The sequence below is a fragment of the Fundicoccus sp. Sow4_H7 genome, assembly GCF_052115865.1.
GTDB lineage: Bacteria > Bacillota > Bacilli > Lactobacillales > Aerococcaceae > Fundicoccus_A.
On sequence record NZ_JBQKME010000002.1, the window covers coordinates 242,365 to 267,199 of the forward strand.

At 34.7% G+C, this 24,835-nt stretch carries 20 protein-coding genes, 1 tRNA gene and 1 other annotated feature (1 of these 22 cut by a window edge); of the genes, 4 read left to right on the forward strand and 17 right to left on the reverse strand.

The genetic code is table 11. The annotated features are described in order from the left end of the window. Positions 1–205 (reverse strand) — a binding site (T-box leader); it reaches 17 nt to the left of the window's first position. Positions 206–251: 46 nt separating this feature from the next. The 3 genes from trmL to ACTQ54_RS03885 all read right to left on the reverse strand — a co-directional run bounded on the left by trmL (position 252) and on the right by ACTQ54_RS03885 (position 2,749). After that, complete coding sequence (trmL, locus tag ACTQ54_RS03875) at positions 252–779, reverse strand: tRNA (uridine(34)/cytosine(34)/5-carboxymethylaminomethyluridine(34)-2'-O)-methyltransferase TrmL (RefSeq protein WP_441754834.1); 528 nt, start codon at positions 777–779, stop codon at positions 252–254. A gap of 16 nt (positions 780–795) precedes the next feature. Then, positions 796–1,974 (reverse strand): tRNA epoxyqueuosine(34) reductase QueG, encoded by a 1,179-nt coding sequence (queG, locus tag ACTQ54_RS03880; protein WP_441754835.1) that lies wholly within the window; start codon positions 1,972–1,974, stop codon positions 796–798. A gap of 148 nt (positions 1,975–2,122) precedes the next feature. Beyond that, on the reverse strand, positions 2,123–2,749 hold the full coding sequence (locus ACTQ54_RS03885) for a 50S ribosomal protein L25 (protein ID WP_441754836.1): 627 nt from the start codon (positions 2,747–2,749) through the stop codon (positions 2,123–2,125). Positions 2,750–2,946: 197 nt separating this feature from the next. Between ACTQ54_RS03885 and ACTQ54_RS03890 the strand changes: the two genes are divergently transcribed. Then, the gene (locus ACTQ54_RS03890; protein ID WP_441754837.1) at positions 2,947–3,357 is read left to right on the forward strand and encodes a NusG domain II-containing protein; all 411 of its coding nucleotides are present in this window, start codon (positions 2,947–2,949) and stop codon (positions 3,355–3,357) included. Positions 3,358–3,396: 39 nt separating this feature from the next. On the opposite strand, the gene ACTQ54_RS03895 is transcribed toward ACTQ54_RS03890, so the two are convergent. The 7 genes from ACTQ54_RS03895 to ACTQ54_RS03925 form a co-directional block, all read right to left on the reverse strand. Further along, positions 3,397–4,509, reverse strand: coding sequence for an FAD:protein FMN transferase (locus ACTQ54_RS03895; RefSeq protein WP_441754838.1), 1,113 nt, complete (start codon positions 4,507–4,509; stop codon positions 3,397–3,399). A 140-nt stretch (positions 4,510–4,649) separates the two neighbouring features. After that, on the reverse strand, positions 4,650–5,570 hold the full coding sequence (locus ACTQ54_RS03900) for a 2-keto-3-deoxygluconate permease (RefSeq protein ID WP_441754839.1): 921 nt from the start codon (positions 5,568–5,570) through the stop codon (positions 4,650–4,652). Between the two features lie 157 nt (positions 5,571–5,727). Then, positions 5,728–7,056 carry a LysM peptidoglycan-binding domain-containing protein gene (locus tag ACTQ54_RS03905; RefSeq protein ID WP_441754840.1) on the reverse strand — a complete coding sequence of 443 codons (1,329 nt, stop codon included), beginning with the start codon at positions 7,054–7,056 and terminating at the stop codon, positions 5,728–5,730. 567 nt (positions 7,057–7,623) lie between these two features. Further along, positions 7,624–8,619 (reverse strand): FMN-binding protein, encoded by a 996-nt coding sequence (locus tag ACTQ54_RS03910; RefSeq protein ID WP_441754841.1) that lies wholly within the window; start codon positions 8,617–8,619, stop codon positions 7,624–7,626. A 430-nt stretch (positions 8,620–9,049) separates the two neighbouring features. After that, positions 9,050–10,066: a peptidylprolyl isomerase gene (locus ACTQ54_RS03915; protein WP_441754842.1), complete on the reverse strand. Its 1,017-nt coding sequence runs from the start codon at positions 10,064–10,066 to the stop codon at positions 9,050–9,052. Between the two features lie 93 nt (positions 10,067–10,159). After that, entirely contained in the window at positions 10,160–10,513 is a 354-nt protein-coding gene (locus ACTQ54_RS03920; protein ID WP_441754843.1) for a YtxH domain-containing protein, read from the reverse strand. Between the two features lie 12 nt (positions 10,514–10,525). Beyond that, a complete protein-coding gene (locus tag ACTQ54_RS03925) occupies positions 10,526–10,951 on the reverse strand; it encodes an HIT family protein (RefSeq protein WP_441754844.1) in 426 nt (141 codons plus the stop codon). Between the two features lie 325 nt (positions 10,952–11,276). On the opposite strand from ACTQ54_RS03925, the gene ACTQ54_RS03930 reads away from it, so the two are divergent. From ACTQ54_RS03930 to ACTQ54_RS03940, 3 genes are all read left to right on the forward strand, one after another. Next, on the forward strand, positions 11,277–11,978 hold the full coding sequence (locus ACTQ54_RS03930) for a hypothetical protein (protein ID WP_441754845.1): 702 nt from the start codon (positions 11,277–11,279) through the stop codon (positions 11,976–11,978). Positions 11,979–12,051: 73 nt separating this feature from the next. Continuing rightward, positions 12,052–12,123: transfer RNA gene (locus ACTQ54_RS03935), tRNA-Arg, on the forward strand. A gap of 61 nt (positions 12,124–12,184) precedes the next feature. Beyond that, positions 12,185–12,769, forward strand: a complete 585-nt coding sequence (locus ACTQ54_RS03940; protein WP_441754846.1) for a Gx transporter family protein — start codon at positions 12,185–12,187, stop codon at positions 12,767–12,769. 71 nt (positions 12,770–12,840) lie between these two features. Here ACTQ54_RS03940 and ACTQ54_RS03945 read toward each other — a convergent pair whose 3' ends face one another. The 7 genes from ACTQ54_RS03945 to glgA all read right to left on the reverse strand — a co-directional run bounded on the left by ACTQ54_RS03945 (position 12,841) and on the right by glgA (position 24,827). Then, positions 12,841–13,785 carry a 3'-5' exoribonuclease YhaM family protein gene (locus ACTQ54_RS03945; protein WP_441754847.1) on the reverse strand — a complete coding sequence of 315 codons (945 nt, stop codon included), beginning with the start codon at positions 13,783–13,785 and terminating at the stop codon, positions 12,841–12,843. A 45-nt stretch (positions 13,786–13,830) separates the two neighbouring features. Continuing rightward, on the reverse strand, positions 13,831–16,656 hold the full coding sequence (locus tag ACTQ54_RS03950; RefSeq protein ID WP_441754848.1) for an AAA family ATPase: 2,826 nt from the start codon (positions 16,654–16,656) through the stop codon (positions 13,831–13,833). Beyond that, a complete protein-coding gene (locus ACTQ54_RS03955) occupies positions 16,646–17,917 on the reverse strand; it encodes a metallophosphoesterase family protein (protein ID WP_441754849.1) in 1,272 nt (423 codons plus the stop codon). The genes ACTQ54_RS03950 and ACTQ54_RS03955 overlap by 11 nt, the downstream gene beginning before the upstream one ends. A gap of 168 nt (positions 17,918–18,085) precedes the next feature. Then, positions 18,086–18,445, reverse strand: a complete 360-nt coding sequence (locus tag ACTQ54_RS03960; protein WP_441754850.1) for a YlbF family regulator — start codon at positions 18,443–18,445, stop codon at positions 18,086–18,088. Positions 18,446–18,533: 88 nt separating this feature from the next. Then, entirely contained in the window at positions 18,534–20,639 is a 2,106-nt protein-coding gene (locus ACTQ54_RS03965) for a transglycosylase domain-containing protein (RefSeq protein ID WP_441754851.1), read from the reverse strand. 315 nt (positions 20,640–20,954) lie between these two features. Further along, a complete protein-coding gene (locus ACTQ54_RS03970) occupies positions 20,955–23,366 on the reverse strand; it encodes a glycogen/starch/alpha-glucan phosphorylase (protein WP_441754852.1) in 2,412 nt (803 codons plus the stop codon). Between the two features lie 21 nt (positions 23,367–23,387). Then, positions 23,388–24,827, reverse strand: coding sequence for a glycogen synthase GlgA (glgA, locus tag ACTQ54_RS03975; RefSeq protein ID WP_441754853.1), 1,440 nt, complete (start codon positions 24,825–24,827; stop codon positions 23,388–23,390). Positions 24,828–24,835 lie beyond the last annotated feature (8 nt).

Genomic DNA, 24,835 nt, shown 5'->3' on the forward strand with positions numbered 1-24,835 from the left:
CTTTTCGCGGTACCACCCGAATTCAAATATTCCTTATTGAATATTCACACTCTATATCGATAACGGTGATACCGGCACTATTTAATCAAAAAGTTTTCATAGGCATAAAATAAATGTGGATTCACTGATTAATTTTAATGATTTGCACCAACCATCATCTCTCTAGAAAAACGCTTCAGCTACTATTCATTCTTAACTGTATTATAAAAGATAAAATTTCTTTGTCAACTAGAACTGACAAAGGCTGCTCGCTACCAGTTTAACTGATTAGCTTTTTGTGTATCATCATAATGATGAATTTTTTCTAAGCCTTGAAAATTTTGCTGTCTTAAAGCTTCATAAATAATAATATTAGCTGTATTGGATAAATTCAGTGACCGAACATGTTGGTCATTCATTGGTATTCTTAGACATTGTTCTTTATATCTTTCCATAAATTCTATCGGTAAGCCCGTTGTTTCTTTACCAAAAATAAAATATTGATCTGAGAAGCTGGAATCAGCTAGATTAGCCTCAGTATATACTCTTGGTGCAAACTTAGTAATTAGATAGAGAGATTTATCATTTACAATGTCTAAAAAAGCCTCCAAGGAAGCATGGTATTCAATGTCGACAGCATGCCAATAATCCAAACCTGCACGCTTTAACATTTTATCATCTGTACTAAAGCCAAGTGGTTCGATTAAGTGCAAAGTCGTATTCGTAGCGGCACACGTCCGAGCAATATTACCTGTATTCGCTGGCATAAGCGGTTTATACAATACAATATGATTTTTCATAACATTAATCTCTTTTCTAACGTTGGTCTCTTGGTAAACGCTTGTTTCTAAGGGTTTCTAATGCTGTTTCCATTTCTGCAATTGTTTCTGGATCTGTTTCTTTAGCCAACTGGTCTGCGACACACTCTACCATCGCTTCATTGTAATACCTTTGAATTTGACCAATTGCCCAAGCAGCAGTTCCTCGAATCATAGGACGTGGGTCTTCTTCTAAAACTTCGATTAATTGAGGCAATGCTGTTTGATCACGGAAATTGGCTAATGCAATAATGGCATTCCTTTGAAGAGGTTTTTTACCGCGCCACGATCCAGCCATTTCACCAAATTGTTCTTTAAATTCACGATTTGTCATGGTTAACATTGGCTTTAACAAAGGTTGTACGGCTTCAGGTTCAGGTTCCATTTCTGGGTGAATATGAAAATTCTTACCTTGGTTATACGGACAAACTATTTGACAGATATCACAACCATAAATGACATGGGTTATTTTACGGCGATATTCAGCAGGCATGTAGCCTTTCGTTTGCGTTTGATAAGACAAACAACGTCTACCATTCATTCTACCATCACCTAATAATGCATCGGTTGGGCAAGCATCGATACAACGATAACAATCACCACAACCAAAAGCGACTTCTTCATCTGTTTCAAATTCAATATCCGTAATAATTTCACCTAAGTAGACATACGAACCAAATTCTTCCGTTATTAAAAGGCCATTACGCCCAATAAAACCGAGCCCCGCTCTTTGAGCGGTTACGACATCCATTAATTCTCCTGTATCAACCATTGGTTTAAAATTTGCATCAGCATATTCATCTTGAATAACCTCAACTAAGCGATTCATACGATCTCGTAAAACATGATGATAGTCCGTTCCCCACGAAGCTCTCGAGAAAAACCCTCTTCGTTTATCTTTTTCTTGAGGTAGAGGATCTTTTAATTGACTTGGATAAGCTAAGGCAATTGCAATAATTGTTTTAGGTTTATTAAAAATACGTTCTGGATAAATTCTGTCTTCAATGACTGGATGTTCAAAGCCAGTTGTATGTCCAGCTGCTTTTTGCTCCCTCAGCGAGTCTTCTAAATGATTGAAGGGCTCAGCTGAAGCAAATCCTATTTTATCAATCCCAATGTCTTTTGCAGCTTGAATAATTCTTTGTTTAAAATCAGCCGTTGCTTTCAATTCGTTCACCCCTCCAATCACTCTTTTAAAGTTATTTTAACATATAACTTCATTTTCTTCGCCTATTTTACTATAATCATTCTTCTAAATAGATAAAACCAGTAAACAAGGCTTAGTTAAAGCCGCATCTACTGGTTTAAAATTTAACTTAAATAAATTAAGCTTCTTCCTCTTCTTCAGAATCAGATTCGCCAATTACTTCGGGCTCTAATTCTTCTGCATCAACTTCTTCAGCTTCTTCTGGTTCTTCAGTTGGAACAGAAACTGTAACGATGGTTGCTTCTAGATCATCTAAAAGTTCTACGTTTTCAGGTAATTCTAAATCGCTCATTGAACGAGTATCACCGATTTCTAATCCTGTTACATCAATTTCAAAATGGTTAGGAATGTTATCTGGTGTTGTTTCAACAGAAACAGTGTTAACAACTAATTCAACAATACCATCCTCAACCGTTTCAGCATTCACTAAACGTAATGGTACATCAACTGTAAGTTTTTGGTCAGCTGAAATAGCTTCTAAATCTAAACTATAAACTTCATCTTTTAAAGATGCGCGTGTATAATCTTTGATCCATACTTTTTGAACTTTACCATCGTAGTTAAGATCAAAAACGGCGTTTGTACCTTCAGCTTTTAATAAAGCTTCAAATTCTGCACGGTTAACCAACAATGAAACAGGTTCAACTGTTTTACCATAAAGTGATGTAGGGATTTTTCCTTCTTTACGAGCTTTACGGGAATCGCTTGTTCCAGTTGCTGTTCTTAAATCTGCATTTAAATTCATTATATTGTATTCTCCTTTATATAGTTTCCGATGCTCAAGTTATAAATTTTGCACATTCCTTATATTATCAAATTTTCTATAAAATTGCTAGAAAAAATTGGCTTTTTTTATTACAATAGAGATAAGTCATAAGTTTTTTCAATGAATACGAGCATTTTACATAAACAAAAATACGTTAAAAGTCTAGAGGAGGCTATATGAAAGCTATTTTAAAGCAAATGAAAGCATTTGATTATGTCATCATTGTAGTTTGTCTCATCATCTCTTTCTTACCTAATATCGTTACCGCAAATATTTATTCGAATAGTAATGATGAACAAACGATTGTTGCATTAATTAAAATTAATGGTCAAGAAGTCGATCGTTTTGTCTTAGGCGATGAAACAGAAGATTTTGAAAAGACTTATTATCCTGATACAGGACAATATAATATCATTCAAAAACAAGGCGACCAAATTCGAATCCAAGAAGACAACAGTCCTGATCAAATCGGTGTTCGGACAGGTTGGATTAGTCAGCCTGGTCAAACAGCTATCTGCCTTCCACATGGATTTATTATTGAAATCCAAGGTAAGGTTGATGAAGATCCGCTTATACTACCTTTATAACACATCATACCTCTATCAAATCACGATAGAGGTATTTTTTTATTTAACAATATGATAAGCGTCATTAGTTAATTCAAATGTGTCCTTTAGGCCTTCACTCAAGTGTACACCCTTATCTTTATCAATAAATACCGCTTCAATTCCTTCAGTTTGGTTAACAAACGCAAGACCATCTTCAATACCGAATAAGAATAAAGCTGTTGAATAGGAGTCACCATCAAAGGATGTTTGGGCAAAAACAGTCACACCACTAACTTCATTTTCTAATGGATAACCTGTTTCGGGATCCATAATATGGTGATAAATTTCGCCATCCTTTTCAAGATAACGTTCATAAATACCAGAAGTCACAACGGCTCTATCAATCACTCTTTGAGCCCCAACGACAGAGCCACGACTTTGATCAGGATCTTGCACACCAACATTCCAGCCGTTTTCGTTAGTAGGAGAGCTACCCATTACAACAACATTCCCACCTAAATTGATGATGGCAGTTGTGATACCATATTTCTTAAAAATATCCACAATACGACCACCGATGTAACCTTTAGAAATACCACCTAATTCCATTACCATGCCTTCTTCTTCTAACATAACGGAAACATCTTGCGGATTCAAAGCTATTTTTGTATAGTCAATCTTTTTTATGGCAACTTGGATTTCTTCATCTGAAGGGATGCGAGCATCCCCAGACCCAATTTGCCATAAATTTGTAATCGCACCAATCGTAATGTCAAATTTTCCATCTGATTGGTCTCCAATTTGGATAGCTCTTTCGATAACAGTGTATGTTTCAGGATCTACCTTGACGAATTCTTTGCCTGCTGCTTGATTAATACGATAAACATCTGAACCTTTTAAGTTAGTAGAAAATATCTTCTCCATCTCAGTCATATAATCAAACGCTTCTTGCATGGCATCTTCCGTATTTTCATGATAAATCTGAATTTGAACAGCCGTATGAAGTAATGATTCAGTTCGTGTCAATGGTTCTTCACTTATAGGTAGAGGCTCAACATCTTCAATCGGAGTAGCTGTTGATGTAACCTCAATATCAGAATCAGATGAACTCTCTTGCCCATAAATAATATTGACAGGCGAACTAATTAATAACATAGCGGCTAATAAATACTTATTAAATTTAGAAACCATAATAAATTACTCCCATATAATAAATTGTAAATATTGTTAATATTTTAACATATTTTATTATATGATGGTATCTTTACAGTTATATATTAAAATAGCGAATTGTCTTTACGAAAGTAATGAAGACAACCGCTATATTAAAACTATTTTCTATTGTAAACCATTCTCGTTAAAATAGGTGTAACAATGACCGTTAAGATGGCTATCGTTAAAATTTGGGCAACCGCTGATGGCACAAAAGTCATTAGAGCGGGTGAAGATGCAGCAATGATGGCCGGAAAGGCAGTTGATGCTCCAGCAGCTGTCGTCATCGACATTCCCACTACACCATTATTTTTTAGGACATTTTTGTCAACGATGAACAATGGCGACATCAATAGGTAGAATAGGATACATAATATAATACCTGATCCACCTGACTGCAGTGCTTCAATTAGATTCATTCCTTGACCAAGATTCCAGCCTAAGATAGGGGTTAGCACACTAACGCCTGTTCCAAAAATTGTATTGAACTCTTGATCAATATTTCCCAGAACAATCCCAATAATCAAAGGGATAAAAGTTGAAACAATTGGCATCCAGTCAATGGAGCCTCTACCTGAAAAGGCATAAACAATCATTGGAAATACCGGAATACTAAATAAGGCTGTTAAGGCAAAAGCAGCTTGATCTTCTTTATTACCATATTCCCAAACCAATGCAATATACACTGCTGGGTTCATACTAAACATCGCAACGGTAAATGCAATCGCACTAATACCAAAGATTCCTGTTTGTCCAAAAATATTGATATAAAGTAAGCTCACTGCAAAAGCGATGATTAATTTAACCAACACAATCATGCCGTGTCGTTTAAATAAAGATGTTAATTGGTTTAAATCAATCATGAGTCCTGAACAAAAAGTTAACATACCAATGATAAAATTCGTACTGGTTCCACCTAGGAAGGCTTCGGTTACCCCACCCAATCTAAATAAATTGGGTGATATTGTATATAATAGTGCACTTAATAGCATTGGAACGAGAAATGTTCCAGCCGGGATTTTTTTAAGAAAACTTACCATGTAAATCCTCCTATTTCTTTTATCTTAAATAAATACTCGCATGCTTATTTTATATTAAAGTCAATAAACTATGAAGTAAAAAGACATACAAACCTAAGTTTATTTCCATAAAAAAACGCGAATGGAATTATCCACTCGCGTTATAATAGTATTTATTTTATGGGTTAAAAGAAACGTGAACGTGGTCATAATGATTTGCTGTGACACTTCCACGGTCTTCCATCAAAGACCATGATTGATTCCAAGAACCATAAATTTGTTGTTCCCAGATAACATATGAAATATTGTGAGCTCCCATGTTACTGATCGCGTATTGAGCAATCGCATCACCTAGATCAGAACCAACAGGTACCATGAAGTCAACGGCTAATCCCTGACCGTGGTCACCACCATCACCAGGACGATATGTACTGAATGATGTAACGCCAAAGACGCTTGCTACTTCATCTTTAAAAGCAGCGGCATTGTAGCTTAAACCAGAGTTTGATGGGTTAGTTGTCGGATCATATGGTGGAGTTGATGGCTCAACCGCTGGCTCTTCTGGAATGATTTCTTCCACAACAGGTTCTTCTTCAACTGGTTCTTCCACAATAACTTCTTCTTCGATAATTGGTAGTTCTTCTTCTACAGGAAGTTCTTCGTCAATAATCGGAAGTTCTTCTTCTAGAACCGGAAGTTCCTCATCAACGATTTCTTCTTCAATAACCTCTTCAGAAATAATTTCCTCGATTGTTTCTTCGTCGATACTTTCTTCGATAATATCTTCAACTGGAACTTCTACAATAATTTCTTCTTCAAGCCAATCTTCTACTTCATCGATCACATCAACTGGGATAATTTCTTCTGACACAGGAATTACTTCTTCAGTGATATTTTCTTCGATGATTTCTTCTTCGATGATTTCTTCTTCGATGATTTCTTCTTGGATTACATCGTCAGATTCTACCACTTCAGAAATAACAGGTGTTTCAGACCATTCTGGTACTTCTGTAACAATACCAACTGAGTTATTAGCCTCTGTTTCCACTACGATTTCGTCTGTTTCTACATCTTCATGATTTTCCACAATAATTTGTTCTTCAATTGCCACATCTTCTGAAAATGTTTCAGGTAAATCAATATCAAAACCTTCGCCATCTGGTGTTACAATCGTTAAGTTGGCAACAAATTCGTTTTCTTCTGCTGTCGTTTGATAGGTTGCTGTTAATAAAGTATCTGGGAAGATTAAATCAATATTTACAATGTTATTAATCTCTGCTAACACATTTAAATCAACTTCTAAAGCTTCAGAAATAACACTTAATGTATCTCCATATTGAATCGTATAAATCAATTCATCATCTTCATTAACGACCATGTCTGCTAAAACTTCTTCAACTATACGAGCTTGCCATACATCGTTTGCTTCAAAAGCACTAACACCGATGCTTGAACTCATTATTGCTAGCAATGAGGTGCTAATCCATAGTTTCTTCTTAAAATTCATATTATATTCACCTTTTGCATATTATTTTTCACAAATGTAAGTTTATCACAGCCTTTATATTATTCAACAGCTTCAATCGCTTTTTAAATGAACTGTATTCGTTTTGAAATATATACCCTAAAAATTGATTTTTTGTAATATTTTTATAAAAAGGAATGAAATCTAGTTTGCTACAAGAGAAACTTTGAGTTAGTTCTAGAAATTGTGTAAATTGATTGAGTTATCGTAGGTATGAAGTAGCTAATCGTTTCCTCAACGAATACAAAAAATGTCTTCATTACTGCGATGAGTTTAAAACTTTAGCCAGGTCCTTTCATGGTTTTTACACAATTTTGTGGACTTTATCGTGTATGTATTAAATAACAGTTAATGTATGTCTATGGAAGTATTGACTGACAATAAATACCTTTATCGGTTTAACCTTACTGATCAACAATTTAAATACACACCAAAATTAAGTCAATAAAAAAACAGAAACCACTAACTCGTAAATGAATTAGTAATTTCTGTTTTATATTTATCCGAAACCATTTGTTTCAGACTTTTATTCTTTAAATCAATTATAAATTATTCTGACTCGTCATCTGATTCTGATTCTGATTCATCTTTTGATGATGACTCATCAGTAGATTCTTCAGATTCTTCTTCATCTTTTAATGACACTTCAATTGTTTCTTCGTTACCTTCAGCTGCAGCTTGCATTAATAATAAAGTATATTTTTTGAATGCTTCACTTGTTTCTGTAGCACCTGAAACAACATCAACTTCATTAGGATTTTGTGATTCTAATAAACTTGCAACTAATTCTTCTACAACTTCACCAAATTTGTTGCCAGTATGCTCTTCTAATAATTTGTTATATTCCTCATCTTCTGACTTCAAGTTTCCTTCATCGTCTACCATATCATAATTAGCTTCAGCAATTTCGCCGTCTTTAACTACGATTGTATAACGGTGAGCCCAACCATGATCATCCGCATCCGTTTCAAGTGAATATTCACCATCTTGTAACTCTAAATCTTCAGGATTAACAACTACTTCAGATGCTGATTCAGTTGACTCTTCTGATTCGTCTGACTCGTCGGTTGACTCTTCAGATTCTTCTGCTGATTCCTCTGACTCGTCGGTTGATTCTTCTGATTCTTCTGCTGATTCATCAGACTCGTCGGTTGATTCTTCTGATTCTTCTGCTGATTCCTCTGACTCGTCGGTTGATTCTTCTGATTTCTCCGCTGATTCTTCAGACTCTTCTTCAGATTCTTCGGACTCTTCTTCAGATTCTTCGGACTCTTCTTCAGATTCTTCGGACTCTTCTTCAGATTCTTCGGACTCTTCTTCAGATTCTTCGGACTCTTCCTCAGACTCTTCAGATTCTTCCTCAGACTCTTCTACTACTTCAACAGATTCTACTTCTACACTAACTTCTTCTTCAACAGATTCCACTACAGTACTTGTTGCTTCCTCTACTGATTCAACAGATTCTTGTGAGTCACCACAAGCTGCTAAAACCATCATTGAAGCCAGTAAAATTGAACCTCTAGTTAATAATTTTTTCATTTCCATTATGAAATACACTCCTTAAACAGTCTGTCTTTCAAAAACATAATTTCATATTAAACTAAATCTTTTTTTTTGTCTAGTTAACACAATTATATAATTAAAATAATTTTATTATATTAAATATTTTGGGACAAAATAAACTTTTGATAGTGCTGTTTCTTGGCATACTAATGAGCTAAGTTGCTTGTTTTGTTATTATCTATAAATTTAAACTATAAATATCCTGAATACATTTTATATCAATCAGTTGCATTTCTAAGTAACATTAAAGACTTGTTGAGCCTGTCTTTATTTAGATAAAAGCTATTTTAGAATTCAACCAATGCCATTTAAGGAAAAAAAGGCAATAAAATAAACAGAAGCCACTACTTCATAAATGAAATAGTGATTTCTGTTTATTTAGATAACTGAAACCTTTTAACTCTCTTAAAGCTTACTCTGCATCTTCTGTTGACTCTTCTTCTACAGTCTCTTCTGTTGCTGATTCTTCTGTGGCAGCAGATTCTTCCGCGTCTGTTGATTCTTCAGTTTCTGCTTCACCTTCAGCAGGAGCTGCCAACGCAATTAAGTCATCAATTGCATGTGTTAAATCTTCATCATTAATTTGTACATTCGCTTCTTGAACTAAACGTCCAATAATTCCGAATGCATAAGCTGAATCTTCTAAACGACTATTAATATATTGTAACTCTACTTCTTCACGCACTTCTTCTAAAGGTGCTTTTGAACCGTTATTGATTGTACGGATTACGTGAAAACCAAAGTTTGATTCAACAGGTTCTTGTGTCATTTCACCATTTTCTTGCGAAACAACCGCTTCTTCAAATTCAGGAACCATTTGACCAGTTGTGAATGATCCTAAAAGACCTCCGTTTGAAGCAGAACTATCAAGTGAAACTTCTTGAGCTACGGCATCAAATTCTTCGCCATTATTAATTCGTTCAATAACATCATATGCTTCTTCTTCAGTTTCAACTAAAATATGTTGTGCTTCCATAATTGGAGAATATTCATTGTCATAATAGCTTTGAATAGCTTCATCTGACATATCTGTATTTTGTTCAATTACTGATTGAAATAAATTACGTAAGTAAATTTGTTCAGTAAATTCTTCAGTCGAACCTAATTGTTGGTAAGCTAATAATTGATCAAAAACTTCTTGTCCACCAGCTTCATCAATTTGTCCTTGTACTTCTTCTTCTGCTGCGGTTCTTAAAGCAGTTGCATCAGGAACACTATTTTCAAGGACCATTTCTAAAATAAGTGTACGTAAAGTTACGTCTCCTGCAACGGCTTTTAACTCTTGATAAAATTCCTCTTGCGTTATTTCTTTATCACCAACAGTTGCAATAACACCATCTTCTTGTGCTAGTACTGCTGTTTGAAATACTCCACCTAAGGCAACAAATGATGTTGTTGCTACAATTATTTTCTTAAAACTTTTTTTCATTTAGAAAATCGACTCCTATTTATTAATTTTTTTAACTAACAAAGTACACTATACCATTAAATATTAGTCAAACTAAAGCGAATACAAGAAACTTTAAGAAATTTCATTAAAATTTTCTATATTAACTTCAATACTTTGTTGCAATCTTTCTGCACGATCTTTAATTCTACGCATTCTAGGCTGCGTTTCTTCTTGAAAATGTTTCAAAGATAACTGAATATCTTCCGATGCTGTTTGAGCACTTGAAAGACCTTCTTTTGTCAAACGTTCAATAGCCATTCTTAAATTATCAACTTTAAAACGAACATCATTAACGTCTTCAGTCGTTTGATCCACAAAGTCTTTAAGATTTTGTCTTGTTTCACGACCACTAGCTGGAGCATTCATTAATCCAGCTATACCTCCAAATACTGCTCCCCAAAATAACCCACTTCCAAATCCTGCCATCATTCCCACTCCTTATTTTATAGATTGGTTAATGCTATTAGCAATTTCACTAAGTTCTTCTTGCTGATATTTATTTTGATTATTTTCAAATTTAAGCGCAAAACCTTCATCTTCTTGGTAACGAGGAATTAGGTGAATATGTGAATGAAAAACTGATTGGTATGCTAGAGCTTCATTGTTATTAACCAAATTCAAGCCTTTCATATCAGGAAACGCCTCTTTTAATGCACGTGCTAATTTAGGCACACGGGCAAAGAAATCAGCCGCTAATGTTTCATCTAATTCATAAATATCTTTAACATGCTCTTTTGGAATGACTAAAGTATGTCCTTTCGTCACCTGAGAAATATCTAAGAAGGCATAAACTTTATCATCCTCATAAACTTTTGACGAAGGAATTTCACCATTAATTATTTTGCAAAAAATACAATCATTCATCAAACTAACTCCTATCTGCTTATTTAGCTATCATTATCAGAATACTTATGATGATATTTTAACATAAACGAACGATAAGCTAAAGAATCCCCACACCCTTTAAAATAAATATCACTATCTTTATACCATGGCATGCTTACCTCAATCTAAACAAATCAATAAATTTCATTTATCAAGAAAATTCATACTATATTCATAATTACTTCATAAAAAAGATTGTTCTTCAATCTTATTTCGATTATTCATCACTAATCTATGCATTTCATATGCTATAATATTCAAGTAAGGAAGAGAATTATATTAGCATAATTAAGGAGGTACATTTATGTTAAATATACGATTTAATTTATATAAAAAAACAATCATCTCATTGATTATTGCCTTTTCTGTTTTCACATTATCAAATGTAACGGTTATTGCTCAAAGTGATGCTGAAGATACTGAGATTGAATATGTACAATCTGAAGGGACAGATTTTGATTCATTTATACCCTACTCTCAATTTGTGAAGTATCAATATTTAGGCAATGGGTCAAATTTTTCAATTAAAGATATTATCATGGAATATACACCCGATGCGAACGGGGTATTTCAAGTAACAGAGTTCACCGGAGACCAGGCAAAAGCCTTCATCTATCAAAAACGTGAAACGGGTCTCTATGAACTTGCCTTCTTTGATCAATATCACGATGTGGAAGATTTAAGATATTCAACTGATGCAACGGATGGCGTTGATTCACTTATTTTACCTGCCAATTTAAGTGTCGGTTATACTTATCAATCTGGTTATAATAATGAAGCTATCCGCACCATTATTGACAAGTATTCTATCGTCACGATAGGTAATATTAGTTATGAAGATGTCTTTTTAATTGAAGAGCAATCGACAAGTAATGGTCAAAATATGAAAAAACAATTCTACTTTGCGCCTCAATATGGGATTATCCAAGTAGATCAAATTCATAGTGATGGCAGTACATCTCCACTCATGCAACTATCACATACAGAAGGATTTATAGGTCACTAAAATTAATTTTTACTTTAAAATCATGTTTTTGCCTTGCAAAAACATGATTTTGTTAGTATTATGAGAAAGTTAGGTCAGCGTAGTGTAATGGATATCACACAAGATTCCGGTTCTTGTAATGGGGGTTCGATTCCCTTCGCTGATGTTATAGAAACGCACCTAAAAGGTGCTTTTTTCATATCTTTTTTCAAATTTTGGAGGTTTATATGTCAAGAAAAAATAATAATCGTATGATGGTTTATATAGCGACGCTGGCTGCCCAAGCGGTTATTATCAGCCTGCTTGAGCGCTTTATCCCCTCTCCTTTTGCTTTTGCCCCAGGTGCTAAACTCGGTTTATCAAATTTAATATCTGTCATTGCTATCTTTACTTTGCCTTTTAGATACAGTCTTCAAGTTGTCCTTTTAAAATTTGTCCTGACTGCTCTTTTAGGTGGAACATTATCAACCTTTATCTATAGTTTTTCAGGTGGAATGCTGAGTTACTTTATGATGTTACTGGTCAAACAGTTAGGTCCAAAACGTGTTAGTATTATCGGAATTTCCATTCTCGGTGGTGTGATGCATAATGTCGGCCAGCTAAGTGCAGCCGCTCTTATGGCTCAATCTTGGTCTGTTTTAAATTACCTACCGGTTTTATCTATCAGCGGAATGTTAGCAGGTTTTGCTGTGGGAATTGGTGGAAATTATTTACTGAACCGAATTTCCGTTTTACGTGTTTACCATACAGAATTAACAGTATCTGACAACCAAGCATCATGGTTAAATCCAATTGAAGAAACTGAAAAATAATTAATGATTTCCAAACAAAGACCCCATAAGCATTGTGTTAACAATGTTTATGGGGTCTTTAATGTAGATATTTATTTAAAGGTTGGACGATACATGCTTCGGCGATCCATTGGATAAATGGCTTCACTGAATTCACCTGGTTTTGTTTTTGAAGTGGCTGATAAAATCATATTAACGGATGCATCTAAATTATCAATCATATGAATAACCTCAGCTTCCAGTAACCTTGGTGTCACAGGACTTCCATATTCCAACTTACCATGATGTGATAATACCACATGCTTTAACAAGACAATTGCTTCATGATCCGTATTAATCCCTATTTCTAGACATGCCCGATCAATCATTTCATTAATAATCACAATATGACCTAATAATTGGCCTTTAAATGTATATTCCGTCGACATTGGGCCACTTAACTCAATTGTCTTGCCTAAATCATGTAAGATGATACCACCAATTAATAGGCTAGAATTCAATTCAGTATAGACAGTCAACAGATGACGCGCAATTTTCAACATGGTTGTCGTATGATAGCTCAAGCCACCAGCAAGTGCATGATGGTTTCTTTTTGCTGCTGGAAAAGTATAGAAGTCGTTATCTACTTGATTTAAAATTTTACGAACAACACGTGCGATGTTCGGCTCTCTAATTTCAAATAAAGCTTCATTCAATTCTTCTTGCAATACTTCTTTCTTAATATCAATTCTTTCAACATACAGTGTCGGATCATCTGGTTCGCCTGCTTCAGCTAGACGAATAGCCTTTATTTTAACTTGAGGCTGTCCTTGATAGGTATCACGTTCCCCGCGGAGAAAAACCACTCTTCCTGTTTGAAAAGTTGAAATTTCTTTTTCCGTTGCGGACCAATACATCCCATCAATGGAACCTGAACGATCTTGAAAGGTAAAAGCAATAAAAGGATTCCCATTGCGGGCTGTTTTAACATCGGCTGTTTTAATTAAAACGAACAAACTGAACTCTTCGCCATTTTCAATATCATAAATATGTTTCATTTCTTCCTCCTGACGTTTTTCATTCATTTTTGTTTTCCACAATCATTACTCACCAGCATGTACAACTTCTTTCTCCACTAAATTATTGCTTACACTCAAATCAATTCGTTGTTCATCCTTAAAGGATTCTTTAGCTTGTTGGTCGAATGTAAAGAATAAAATTTGAATCTCTTCACTCATTTTTTCAAGGACTTGATACATACTTGTCTTACGGAAATCATCAAAATTAACAAATGCATCATCGATAATAATCGGCATCTTAACCATACCCGTTGCACTCAATACAAAAGCTAAACGTAGAGCAACATAAAGCTGCTCCAAAGTTCCTTGTGATAATTCATGTGGTTCAAATAAAATATCACTGAATTGTTTAACTTTGATTCCTGTTTTATTTAATTTAATTTGGGTGTAACGGCCATAATTTAGGGTTGCAAATAATTCATTGGCTAATTCATTCATTTCAGGAACTGGATTATCTAAACCTTGACGTAATGTTAATTGGATTAACTCCATGGCGACACGCTTACGTCCCCATTCAGCAATAGCTGTTTTAATTTCCTCTTTTTTGTTTTCCAATTCTTGACTGAGTTCTTGCGAAGTACCATCTTGTTCTAATTGTTGAATTTCAACCGATAAGTTAGCTCGCTCATTTTGATGTGGCGTTAGCCGCTCTTTTGTTACTACTAGTTGATTTTCTAACTTCTGCATCAAGAGTGTTAGCTCCTGTTTGTTAGACACTTGTTCTAATGCTTCTTCATAACCTACCATTTGTTCTTGATACATTTTATGTTTAGATTGAAGTTCAACAATACGTTCATTTACCTCTACTTTTTGATGAAACTCAACTTCATTATGACTATCAGCATCTCTTAAAATATTTTGAATCACTTCATTTGTCTGCTTAATCGTCTGTTCAAGTTCACTGATAGATTTTTCAGTCGATTGAATTTTCTCTCGAATGATATTTCCGCGTTCTTGTGTTCGCGATAAGGATACTTCAATATCCTCAACATGGCGGATTAAAAGTCGTATCGAATCATCGTTTGAAGGGAATCTTTTTAAGAGGTCAGCAATAGATTCCTTCCAAGCATTAGTTTGTTGTTCTAATGTTTCTTTTTCTGCTTCTAGTAAAGTGCGTTTATCCTTTGCTTCAAAGTACTGCTTGGCAGGGTTTGTTTTTAATATAATTTCAGGATCTGCTGTTGGGTAAAAGCCAATTTCAACTAACCAATGTTTTTGATCACGAACATTATTTTCAATTTCAGCATCAATTTGATTAATTATGTCATCACGATGGTTGATTTGAATGCCTAGTTGATTGATTTGTTCTTTGTATTGATTCTCTTGCTCCCTTAGCTCAGAAATTTTACTGACGATGGGACTTTCTTTAAAGGCTTTAAATTCTTTACGATGCTTAATAAAAACTGCAAAAGTCATGATTAATCCAACGATTGCTACAACAGCCCCTATAATTAAATTCATTCGACTTGAATTATTGAAACTTAAAATCCCAACAAATACACCTACAACAATAAAGATTAAACCAATAAAATAATTTTTAAGGCTGGTTTCTTCCATTAGTTTGGCTTCATCATTGATTCGTTGATTCTCTAATTTTGCCGCTTGCGAACGGACAACAGCCGTAAAATTCTGTTGGTCTTTACGGTGATCCAAAAACGCTCTTCGTTCACCAAAAATATTTTCGCGTTGACTCTTCAAGTCATCAATATTCGCCTGGATACTTAATCCATCTTCTAATTTCTCATCATATTCGACAGACTGCGTTATTTTTTCAGGATAAAACTGACCTCTTTGAGCCAATTCATTCATCATATGATTTTGTTCTTTAATCCGATCAATCGTTTGCTCTAGTTTGGATTGAACTTCCTTTATCTTTTGCGCATCTGCTTTCCATTGTCGGCGTTCGTCTTGATGACTCACTGCCCAGTTATAGCGAGTCAAGGTATTTATTTCATCATTGAAGTGATTGATTCTCTCTTTCAATTGGATGATGGATGTTTGATTTTGCTGATTCATTCTTAAACTATCATCTAATGTCGAAATTGAATCTTTTTCAATCGGGGTATAAACCAACTCATCTAATTCGCGCATAACCGTTTTATCTTTAATAAAAATATCATAGCGACTAATTAATTTATCTAATTCTCGAATTTCCTTCTCAAGTTGAGTGATCTCTTGATTAATTTCATTTACGAAATCTTCTTGTCTTTTTTGTTGATCCACTAAACTAGTGTAACGATGCATATTTTTTGTTACAACTTCAAGTCTCGCTGCTAAACTATCGTACTCAGTCAACAATTGATTTAAATATCGGTTAGTCGCTTGGGGACGATACATGTCATTGGTTTCTTTTTCGAATTTTTTAGCAATTTGAAGGAATTTATCGCTTCCTATCGTTCCAATACTTAAGAAATAGTCACTTAAGCGCTCTGCATCAATATTTGCTAATTCTTGAAGATTTTGTAGATTAAAGGCATAAAAGTTATCAAACAAAACTTCGTCAAGTCCACCTAAGATTTGTTCTAAGGCAGAATTTTCTAATTCAGTTCCATCTTCTTTATAGATACGAAATACCTTACTAGTCCGCTCTACCCAAACCGTTCCAAATTGAGTATCCGTCAAACAAATCCTACCGCCATAGACATCTGAATGGTGTGGCTCATAGCGATTAACTTGATTTACTTTTTTTCTTCTCGTTGGGAAGCCGAATAGAATACTCCGAATAAACGACTGTAAGGTCGACTTACCTGCTTCATTTTTACCATAAAAAAGTTGTAAATGCTCATTAATCTCAAACCGTTGGTTGACCCATTTACCATATCCATAAATATCGAGTGTTTTAATCTTCATGGTCAACCTCCTCAACATCAAATCCAATTGATTGGACGAGTAATTCTTGCGCTTCTTTTATTATTTCTTCCTTTAAAGATTCATCTAGGGCAACATCACTTAAACGTGTACGCAAAATACTATGGTTGAAAACATCACTCATAATATTTTCATACAATTGATTCGTTTCAAGTCCTGCAACAGCCTTTTGATAGCTTGCATTCAATTTAGGATCATATTGAAAAGCATCTAAAGACATTTGACGATTGAGTTCAATTGAAACAACAACTACAAAAAAAGACTCACCTTCATAATCCGATACCACTTCAACCAATTCACCCTTTTCAACTTGTTCCTGAAGGTCAACTGGCAGTCTCTGAGCATTTTCTAAAATAATATTTAATAAATATGATTGCTGATTAGGGACTGTTTCGAGTTGATAGTTTTTAATGGCCTCATTTATTTTTTCCACTAAATCATTAGCTTGCCAACTAAGTTGACAATCAATCTCAACATTCTCATACACAATTTTGGCTAATGAAATAAACGTAGATTTAACTGGCTGATTTTTCTGTAGTTCTATGATATAAGCACCTTTATCGCCTGTTTCTAATCGATTACGCCCTTGAATGGTTCCAGAATATTGAATAAGGGGATTTTGATTTAAGGTCATCGCAAGATGAATGTGGCCTAAAGCCCAATAATCATAGTTTTTGGATAATAATTCTTGAATCGTAAAAGGAGAATAATTTGTTGGATTCGAAGTAGAACTGGATAAATCGCCATGCAATAAACCAATTGTATAATCGGTTTGACCTTGGTTAATTGGAAATTCTTCAATTTTACGTTCAGGAATCCATCGTCTATTATAAGAAAACCCATAAAATCTAATTGTTTCTTTATTTTTTAACGTAAGGTCAATATGTCCAACATCTTCACTCGTTAGTTGATGAACGTTGTTATAAGAATAAGTAATTGGTTGCTCATTTTGTATAAAATCATGATTACCATTAACTAAAACGACCGGAATATTCGCTTTATCAAGACGTTCTAGTTCTTTAGAAAAAAAGTGTTGGGCATAAATCGTTTGCTTACTAGAATCATAAATATCACCTACAATGGTTACTGCATCTACATTTTGATTGATTGCAATAGAAACACAACGTTTAAACGCTTGGTAAGGGGCCTCTATTAGAGGTTTTTGTAGATGATTGATTTTCTTATTTAATCCTACAAATGGACTATCTAAGTGTAAATCAGCTACATGTAAAATTTTTACCATAGATAAACTCCTTTCTTATTTTTATAGAAAAGTAAAATAGTATTAAATTTAAAAGTAATTATACTACTAAGATAGGATTATTTTTCAATTTATGAATAAAAAACAACTGAAAGCATATCGAAATAATCGAATGACTTCCAGCTGCCTCAATAAGTTAATTAAATCCAATTACGCATTATCTTGGTTCTGGTAAATTTCTTGTAGTGGTTGCGTAATTATACGATTTATATCTTCCATAACTTGACTAATTTGTTGTTCGCTTTCCATTAAAAGCTTAATCCCTTCATCTTGAGTAACCTTTACTGATAGAGCTTGAAGAGATTCAATTTCTTCTTCAGTTGGTTGCTCTCCATTCATTTGTTTCATTTGGAATGATTGAGATATTTCTTTAAATTCTTCGAATAAGTTATTGGATTCTTCATTCCCTCGAATTAATTGAAAGGCTTCTTTTAATTTTGCAAAAGCAGGTAACGCACGCAAGTCACGTTCTAGCTGATTCGCTGTATCATAAATATTATTTTGGGTCATGATCTTCCTCCTATCTTCTATATATGATAGCAAAGATAGAAATAAATTGATAGGATAAAACCAGCAAAAATAAAAGTTTTTTTTCGGTTTAATTAACTTGTTCGATAAAATCCGAAGCTGTCTGCCATAAGTCAGATCCTATTTCTTGAATACCATTCCAAGCTTGTTCTAGCCAGATTGCTCCTTGGTCTAAAAAGTCATTTAAGGATTCATTCCAATTTGAACTGACAACTTCATTGGTATCAGCCTCCATTTGCGATGCATAGGTAATGCTATGACTCGTCTGTGGTGAATTTGCCATCAAATTGGTCGTTTGTATGTTAAACAGTTGCCCCATCCCAGTAGGCATTAATTCGTCTAAAGAACCATCATCAACATTATCTAAACCTGACCATGTTACAATGACAAAGTCTGGTGTGTATCCAACCATCCATCGGTCACGAGTATCCATATTTTCTTCAGACACTTCGGTACTTCCAGTTTTCCCCGCTAAGAAGCCATAATCAGGTCCTGCACCATAACCAGTCCCATATCCACCATAAGTATCAAGCATCATACTCGTCATATCTGCTGCCACATTTGGTGTCATGACCATATGCTTCGTTGGTCGACGATTATCATAAACAACTTTTCCTTGTGCATCTTCAATATAACGAATAAAATAACTTTCATTTCGGACCCCCCGATTAGCAAAACTTGAATAAGCATTCGCTAATTGTAGTGGCGATACCCCTTGTTGCATAGCCCCAAGCGCAAGCGTTAAACTTTGGTCTTCTTGGGCAACACGAATTCCGAATTGACCTAGTTTTTTCACCGATTCATTAATACCAAATTCATCCATTAAATATACGGCTGAAGTATTTTTACTTTGGGCTAAAGCGTAATAAAGTGGTACTTCTCCGTTTGGATCCGTTTGTAAATTATAATTTTCTGGAGCATAGTTATCAGAACCATACCCTTGTACCACATCAGGCACCATACTATGTATATTGTAGCCTTTTTCTAATGCTGTTGTATAAATCGCGAGTGGCTTTATCGTAGAACCTGGTGAACGATACATGTCTGTCGCACGGTTAAATCCACGATAGACATAATCACCACGACCACCATAAACGGCCATAACGCCTCCCGTAGACGGATCAACCACAACGGATGCACTTTGAACCAATGGTTCACCTGTACCATCATCATTAAATAACCAAGCATTATTTTCATAAGAACTATCAATAGCCCACTGATAGTTAACGTTTAAATTCGTATAAATTTGATAGCCTTTTGAAAGCAAGTCCGCTTCAGGAATATTGGCTAAATTAACAGCTTCATTAATTACCGCATCAAAATAGAATGGATATTCATGGCTGTCAGTCGACACATAACCATCATACATTGGAATTTCTAGGCTTTTTATATAGGCCGCATCATCAGATGTAATTTGCCCTTCATTTTCCATAACGGTTGCTATAACATTTCTTCGATCAATTGCTGCTTCATAATCATCAATCGGATTAAATAATGATGGACCTTTCAAAATACCGGTCAATACCATACTTTCGTTATAGTCCAATGTACTCGCAGAATGACCAAAATATTTCCAAGAAGCGTCTTCAACTCCCCAGACGCCATTTCCAAAATAAGAGTGATTCAAATACATCTCTAATATTTCATCTTTTGTATAGTGTTTTTCTACTTCAAGTGCTAAAAATAACTCTTTAAATTTACGTTGAAAAGTTTGATCCAAAGTTAAAAACGCATTTTTTACAAGCTGCTGGGTCAGCGTACTACCACCCCCACCAGAAGTATCGCGATTGATTAAAAGCCTCATAAAAGCCCGACCAATACCGATGGTATCAAAACCATTGTGTTCGTAAAAACGTTTATCTTCAACCGTGACAACCGTATTTCGCATATTAGATGATATTTGATCTAAAGTGACATACGTCCCTTGTTGGGCGCTTAGTGAACCTGCGGGATCATCATCTATATCATAAACCGTCGTCGTTGATATAAGCCCGTCTTGTAAAGTCGAAACACTCGTCGTTTTCGCTATGATAACAAGATAGGATGACATTAAAAGAGCGATTGTCATACCAATAAATATGATCCACTTCGTTCCACGGTAGTAATACCAATAATGTTTAAATTTTTGCCACCATTTTTTAAAAGATGATTTGGGTTGTTCATGATTTGGTTCCATATCTCAATCCAAACGCTCCCTTCCAAAATTCGATTCTTATTTATTGTATAAAAGCTAACCAACTTAAGCCTCAGCCCAAAGTTTTATTCCATTAATAAGAACTCTTGATTAACTATTTTGAAAATAAATATCAAATACTTCTCCTAATTATAGCGAAAGAACTAACAGAAAAATAAAAAAAGTTGAATTTGATAGTAATATTTAATTCAAAATTAATAATCGATACAAAGTTTAAAATTTCTATCAATGAAAAAATCGTAAACAACGCAACTATGGCTAGTCAGTTGTTTACGAAAAATCAATTTTTTGAATCAACTATTGCAACACTTCTGTTTCAGGTGCAACATTCCAAATATCACTTGCATAACGCAAAATCGTATAGTCAGCAGAGAATTTACCTGACTGGGCGATATTGACGAGTGATTTTCTTGCCCATGATTTCTTATCGGCAAAGTTAGCATCAGCCTTCATTTGAGCTTGATAGAAGCTGTGATAATCTTTCAACAAGAAATATTCATCATTATCATTCACCAGTGAGTTGAAAATATCAATCCCCTCAGATTCAATATTCGGAATCGTCCCATCAATTAAACTATTCAAAATTCTTTGAATTTGTGGATCACGTTCATAAATATCTCTGGCACTATAGTGATGACTATCGCGTAAATTTTGGACTTCATCAGCTTTCATCCCAAATAAGAAGATTTCTTCTGGACCAACCAATTGACTAATTTCAACGTTTGCTCCATCCAATGTTGCCATGGTCAAGGCACCATTAGCCATTAACTTCATATTGGAAGTACCTGAGGCTTCTTTACCTGCTAAAGAAATTTGTTCAGACAAATCCGCTGCAGGAATAATCAATTCAGCTAAGGAGACAGAATAATTCTCAACAAAAACAATTTTGATTTTATCTTTAATTCGGGCATCATTATTAACTAAATCAGCTAATGCATTGATTAATTTAATAATTTGCTTGGCATAAAAATAACTAGGTGCGGCTTTGGCTCCAAAAATAAATACACGCTTGGCTAATTTCGCTTCTGGATTATCCCGCAATTGTAAATAACGGTCAATAATATGCATCACCTGTAAGAGCTGACGCTTATAGGCATGGAGACGTTTAATTTGAACATCAAACATCGCTTCAGGGTCTATGACTAGTCCCATTTCTTCAGAGACATATTTGGCAAAACGCTTTTTGTTAGTTAACTTCACTTTATGCAGTTGTGTTAAAACTTCTTCGTCATCCATATGAGATCTCAACATACGCATTTCTTTTGGTTGGAAGCGCCATTCTTCACCAATTGTTTGATCAAGCAGTTCGCTCAATGGTTCGTTAGCTAATTGAACCCAACGACGATGCGTCACACCATTTGTTTTATTATTAAATCTAAATGGGTAAAGTGTTTTAAAATCACTTAAAGTATAACGCTCTAATATTTCCGTATGAAGCTTAGCAACACCATTCACTGAATGCGATGCGATAATGGCTAAATTAGCCATATGAACTTGATCATCTTGAATAGGCGACGTGCGGTAAGCTAATTCTGGACCATATAATTCTGTTTTGTTGCGTAGGTGTCTTTCATTTATCTCATAAATAATTTGAGCAATTCTTGGAATTAGAGTTTCAAGCATATACACTGGCCAACGTTCCATTGCTTCTTGTAAAATCGTATGATTAGTATAAGAAAAAGTCTTCTTAATAATATTCCAAGCTTGTTCCCATGTGAGCCCTTCATCATCTAACAGGATACGCATTAACTCAGGAACACATAATGTTGGATGGGTATCGTTAATGTGGATGGCAACTTTCTCTGGGAATCGTGTCCAAGGCAAGTTCAAATTCTTGAAGTATCGAACAATGGTTTGAATACCCGCACTACTCAAGAAATATTCTTGTTTCAAACGCAATAGGCGACCTTCATAGTTTGAATCATCAGGATACAATACTTCTGTAATGGAATTGATTTCTTGTCTTTGTTCACTTGTAATATACTTACTTTCTTCATCATGAGGAATTTCAGCTGAAAAAAGACGTAAATTATTTACAACACCATTTCGATAGCCAACATGAGGTGTGTCGTAAGGCACAGCTAGTACATCAAATGTATTTTCATATTTCGGCTTCAAACGGCCATCTACTTGTTCTTCTAACCATACATTTCCACCAAAACGAACCATAACTGCTTTCGACTCTTTTCGAACTTCCCATGGGCTAGGATTTCTTAACCAGTTTTCGGGTAATTCGATTTGATAACCATCAATAAATTTTTGTTTAAACAAGCCATATTGATAACGAATCCCACAGCCATTACCATAAACATTGGTTGAAGCCATCGAATCCATAAAACAAGATGCAAGGCGACCGAGACCACCATTTCCTAGGGCAGGATCCACTTCGGCATCAACGATTTTATCAAAATCTAAGCCAAGTTCTGTCAATCCTTCTTTAACCGTATTATAAATGTTTAAATTCAAAAGATAGGTTTTAAGTTGTCGACCTGGTAAAAATTCCATCGAAAAATAATAGACTTGTTTATCTTGCTTATCAATTTTTTCTTGATTATTCTCAATCCAATAGTCTGTATAATAACCTCTCAACACTTGTCCTAATACTTGAAATTGCTCAAGAGTGCTCCCCATATGGTATTGGATAGCATACATATCTTCAAATCGCTTTTTATAATCTCCTTTAAATGTTTCTAAATCCATTGTTTTCATACGCGTCCTCCTTCATACAATTCACTTTTCATCAAGCAGTTCTTGGTATAAATCGATATACATTTTAGCAGGTTTTTCCCAACTAAAATCTTTATTCATGGCATTTCTTACAAGTCCATGCCAAGCATCTGGTTGATTATAGTATACATCAAGGGCGCGATAAATTGTTTGTAACATTGTCCAGCTATCAAAATCATAAAAACTAAAGCCTGTTCCTTCTCCTGTAAATGCATTGTACGGCTCAACCGTATCGGCTAATCCACCCACTTCATGCACTATCGGTAAGGTTCCATATCGCATCGAAATCATTTGTGATAAACCACAGGGTTCAAAAGCACTTGGCATTAAAAACATATCACTCGAAGCATAGATGCGTTGAGCTAAAGCAATATCAAAATCGATAATACTTCGCATTTTATCCGGATATTTAGTTTCGAAATAACTAAAGCTATTTTCAAAATTAGCTTGACCTGTTCCTAATAAAACAACTTGAACATTCGCTTGTAGCAATTCTTCTAACCGCTCTTCCACAAGTTGAAAACCTTTTTGATTCGTTAGGCGACTAACAATTCCGATCATCGCTACATTGCGATCAGTTGGTAAACCTAAGTCTTTTTGAAGGGATAATTTATTTTCTACCTTCCCTGCCATTTTCTTAGCACTAAAATGATGTGGAATAAGTGGGTCTGTCTCCGGATCATTAATTGTGTAGTCAATCCCATTAATGATTCCTCTTAATTTCCAGGAATTATGCTGTAAGGTTGATTCCAGTCCTTCACCAAATGTCGCTGTCGTTATTTCTTCAGCATAAGTCGGACTTACCGTTGTCACACGCTCAGAAAAGTTAATGCCGCCTTTCATATAATTCATATTATCGAAATATTTAGTTCCATCTTCAGTAAAAGTATTAAAACTTGTGCCGAAAACATTTGTTAGCATATCCGGTGAATAAATACCTTGAAATTGAATATTATGAATAGTGTAGACCTTGCGAATATTTTGCAATTTTTCTTTCCAATGATAACGATCAACTAGTAGTACTGGAACCATCGCTGTATGCCAGTCATTACAGTGGATAATATCAGGAATCCAATCAATAACTTCTAACATTTCAATAATGGCTGTAGAAAAATAAGCAAAACGTTCACCATCATCCCATTGACCATAAATGCTAGAACGATCAAAATAAGCCAAATTATCAATAAAATAGTAAGTTAAGCCTTCTAGTTCTAAAGTTTTAATACCACAATAGACATTTTTATAACCTAATTGAAATCTAAAGTGACGTAACTCTGTCAATTGCTCTTTATATTTCACCGGCATTTGTGAATAATTAGGTAGGACAACACGAACATCTATGCCTTGTTTTAACAATTCTTTTGGCAAAGCGTGCGCAACATCCCCTAAACCACCTGTTTTAAAAAATGGTGCCGCCTCACCAGAAGCAAATAAAACCTTCATCGTATCCT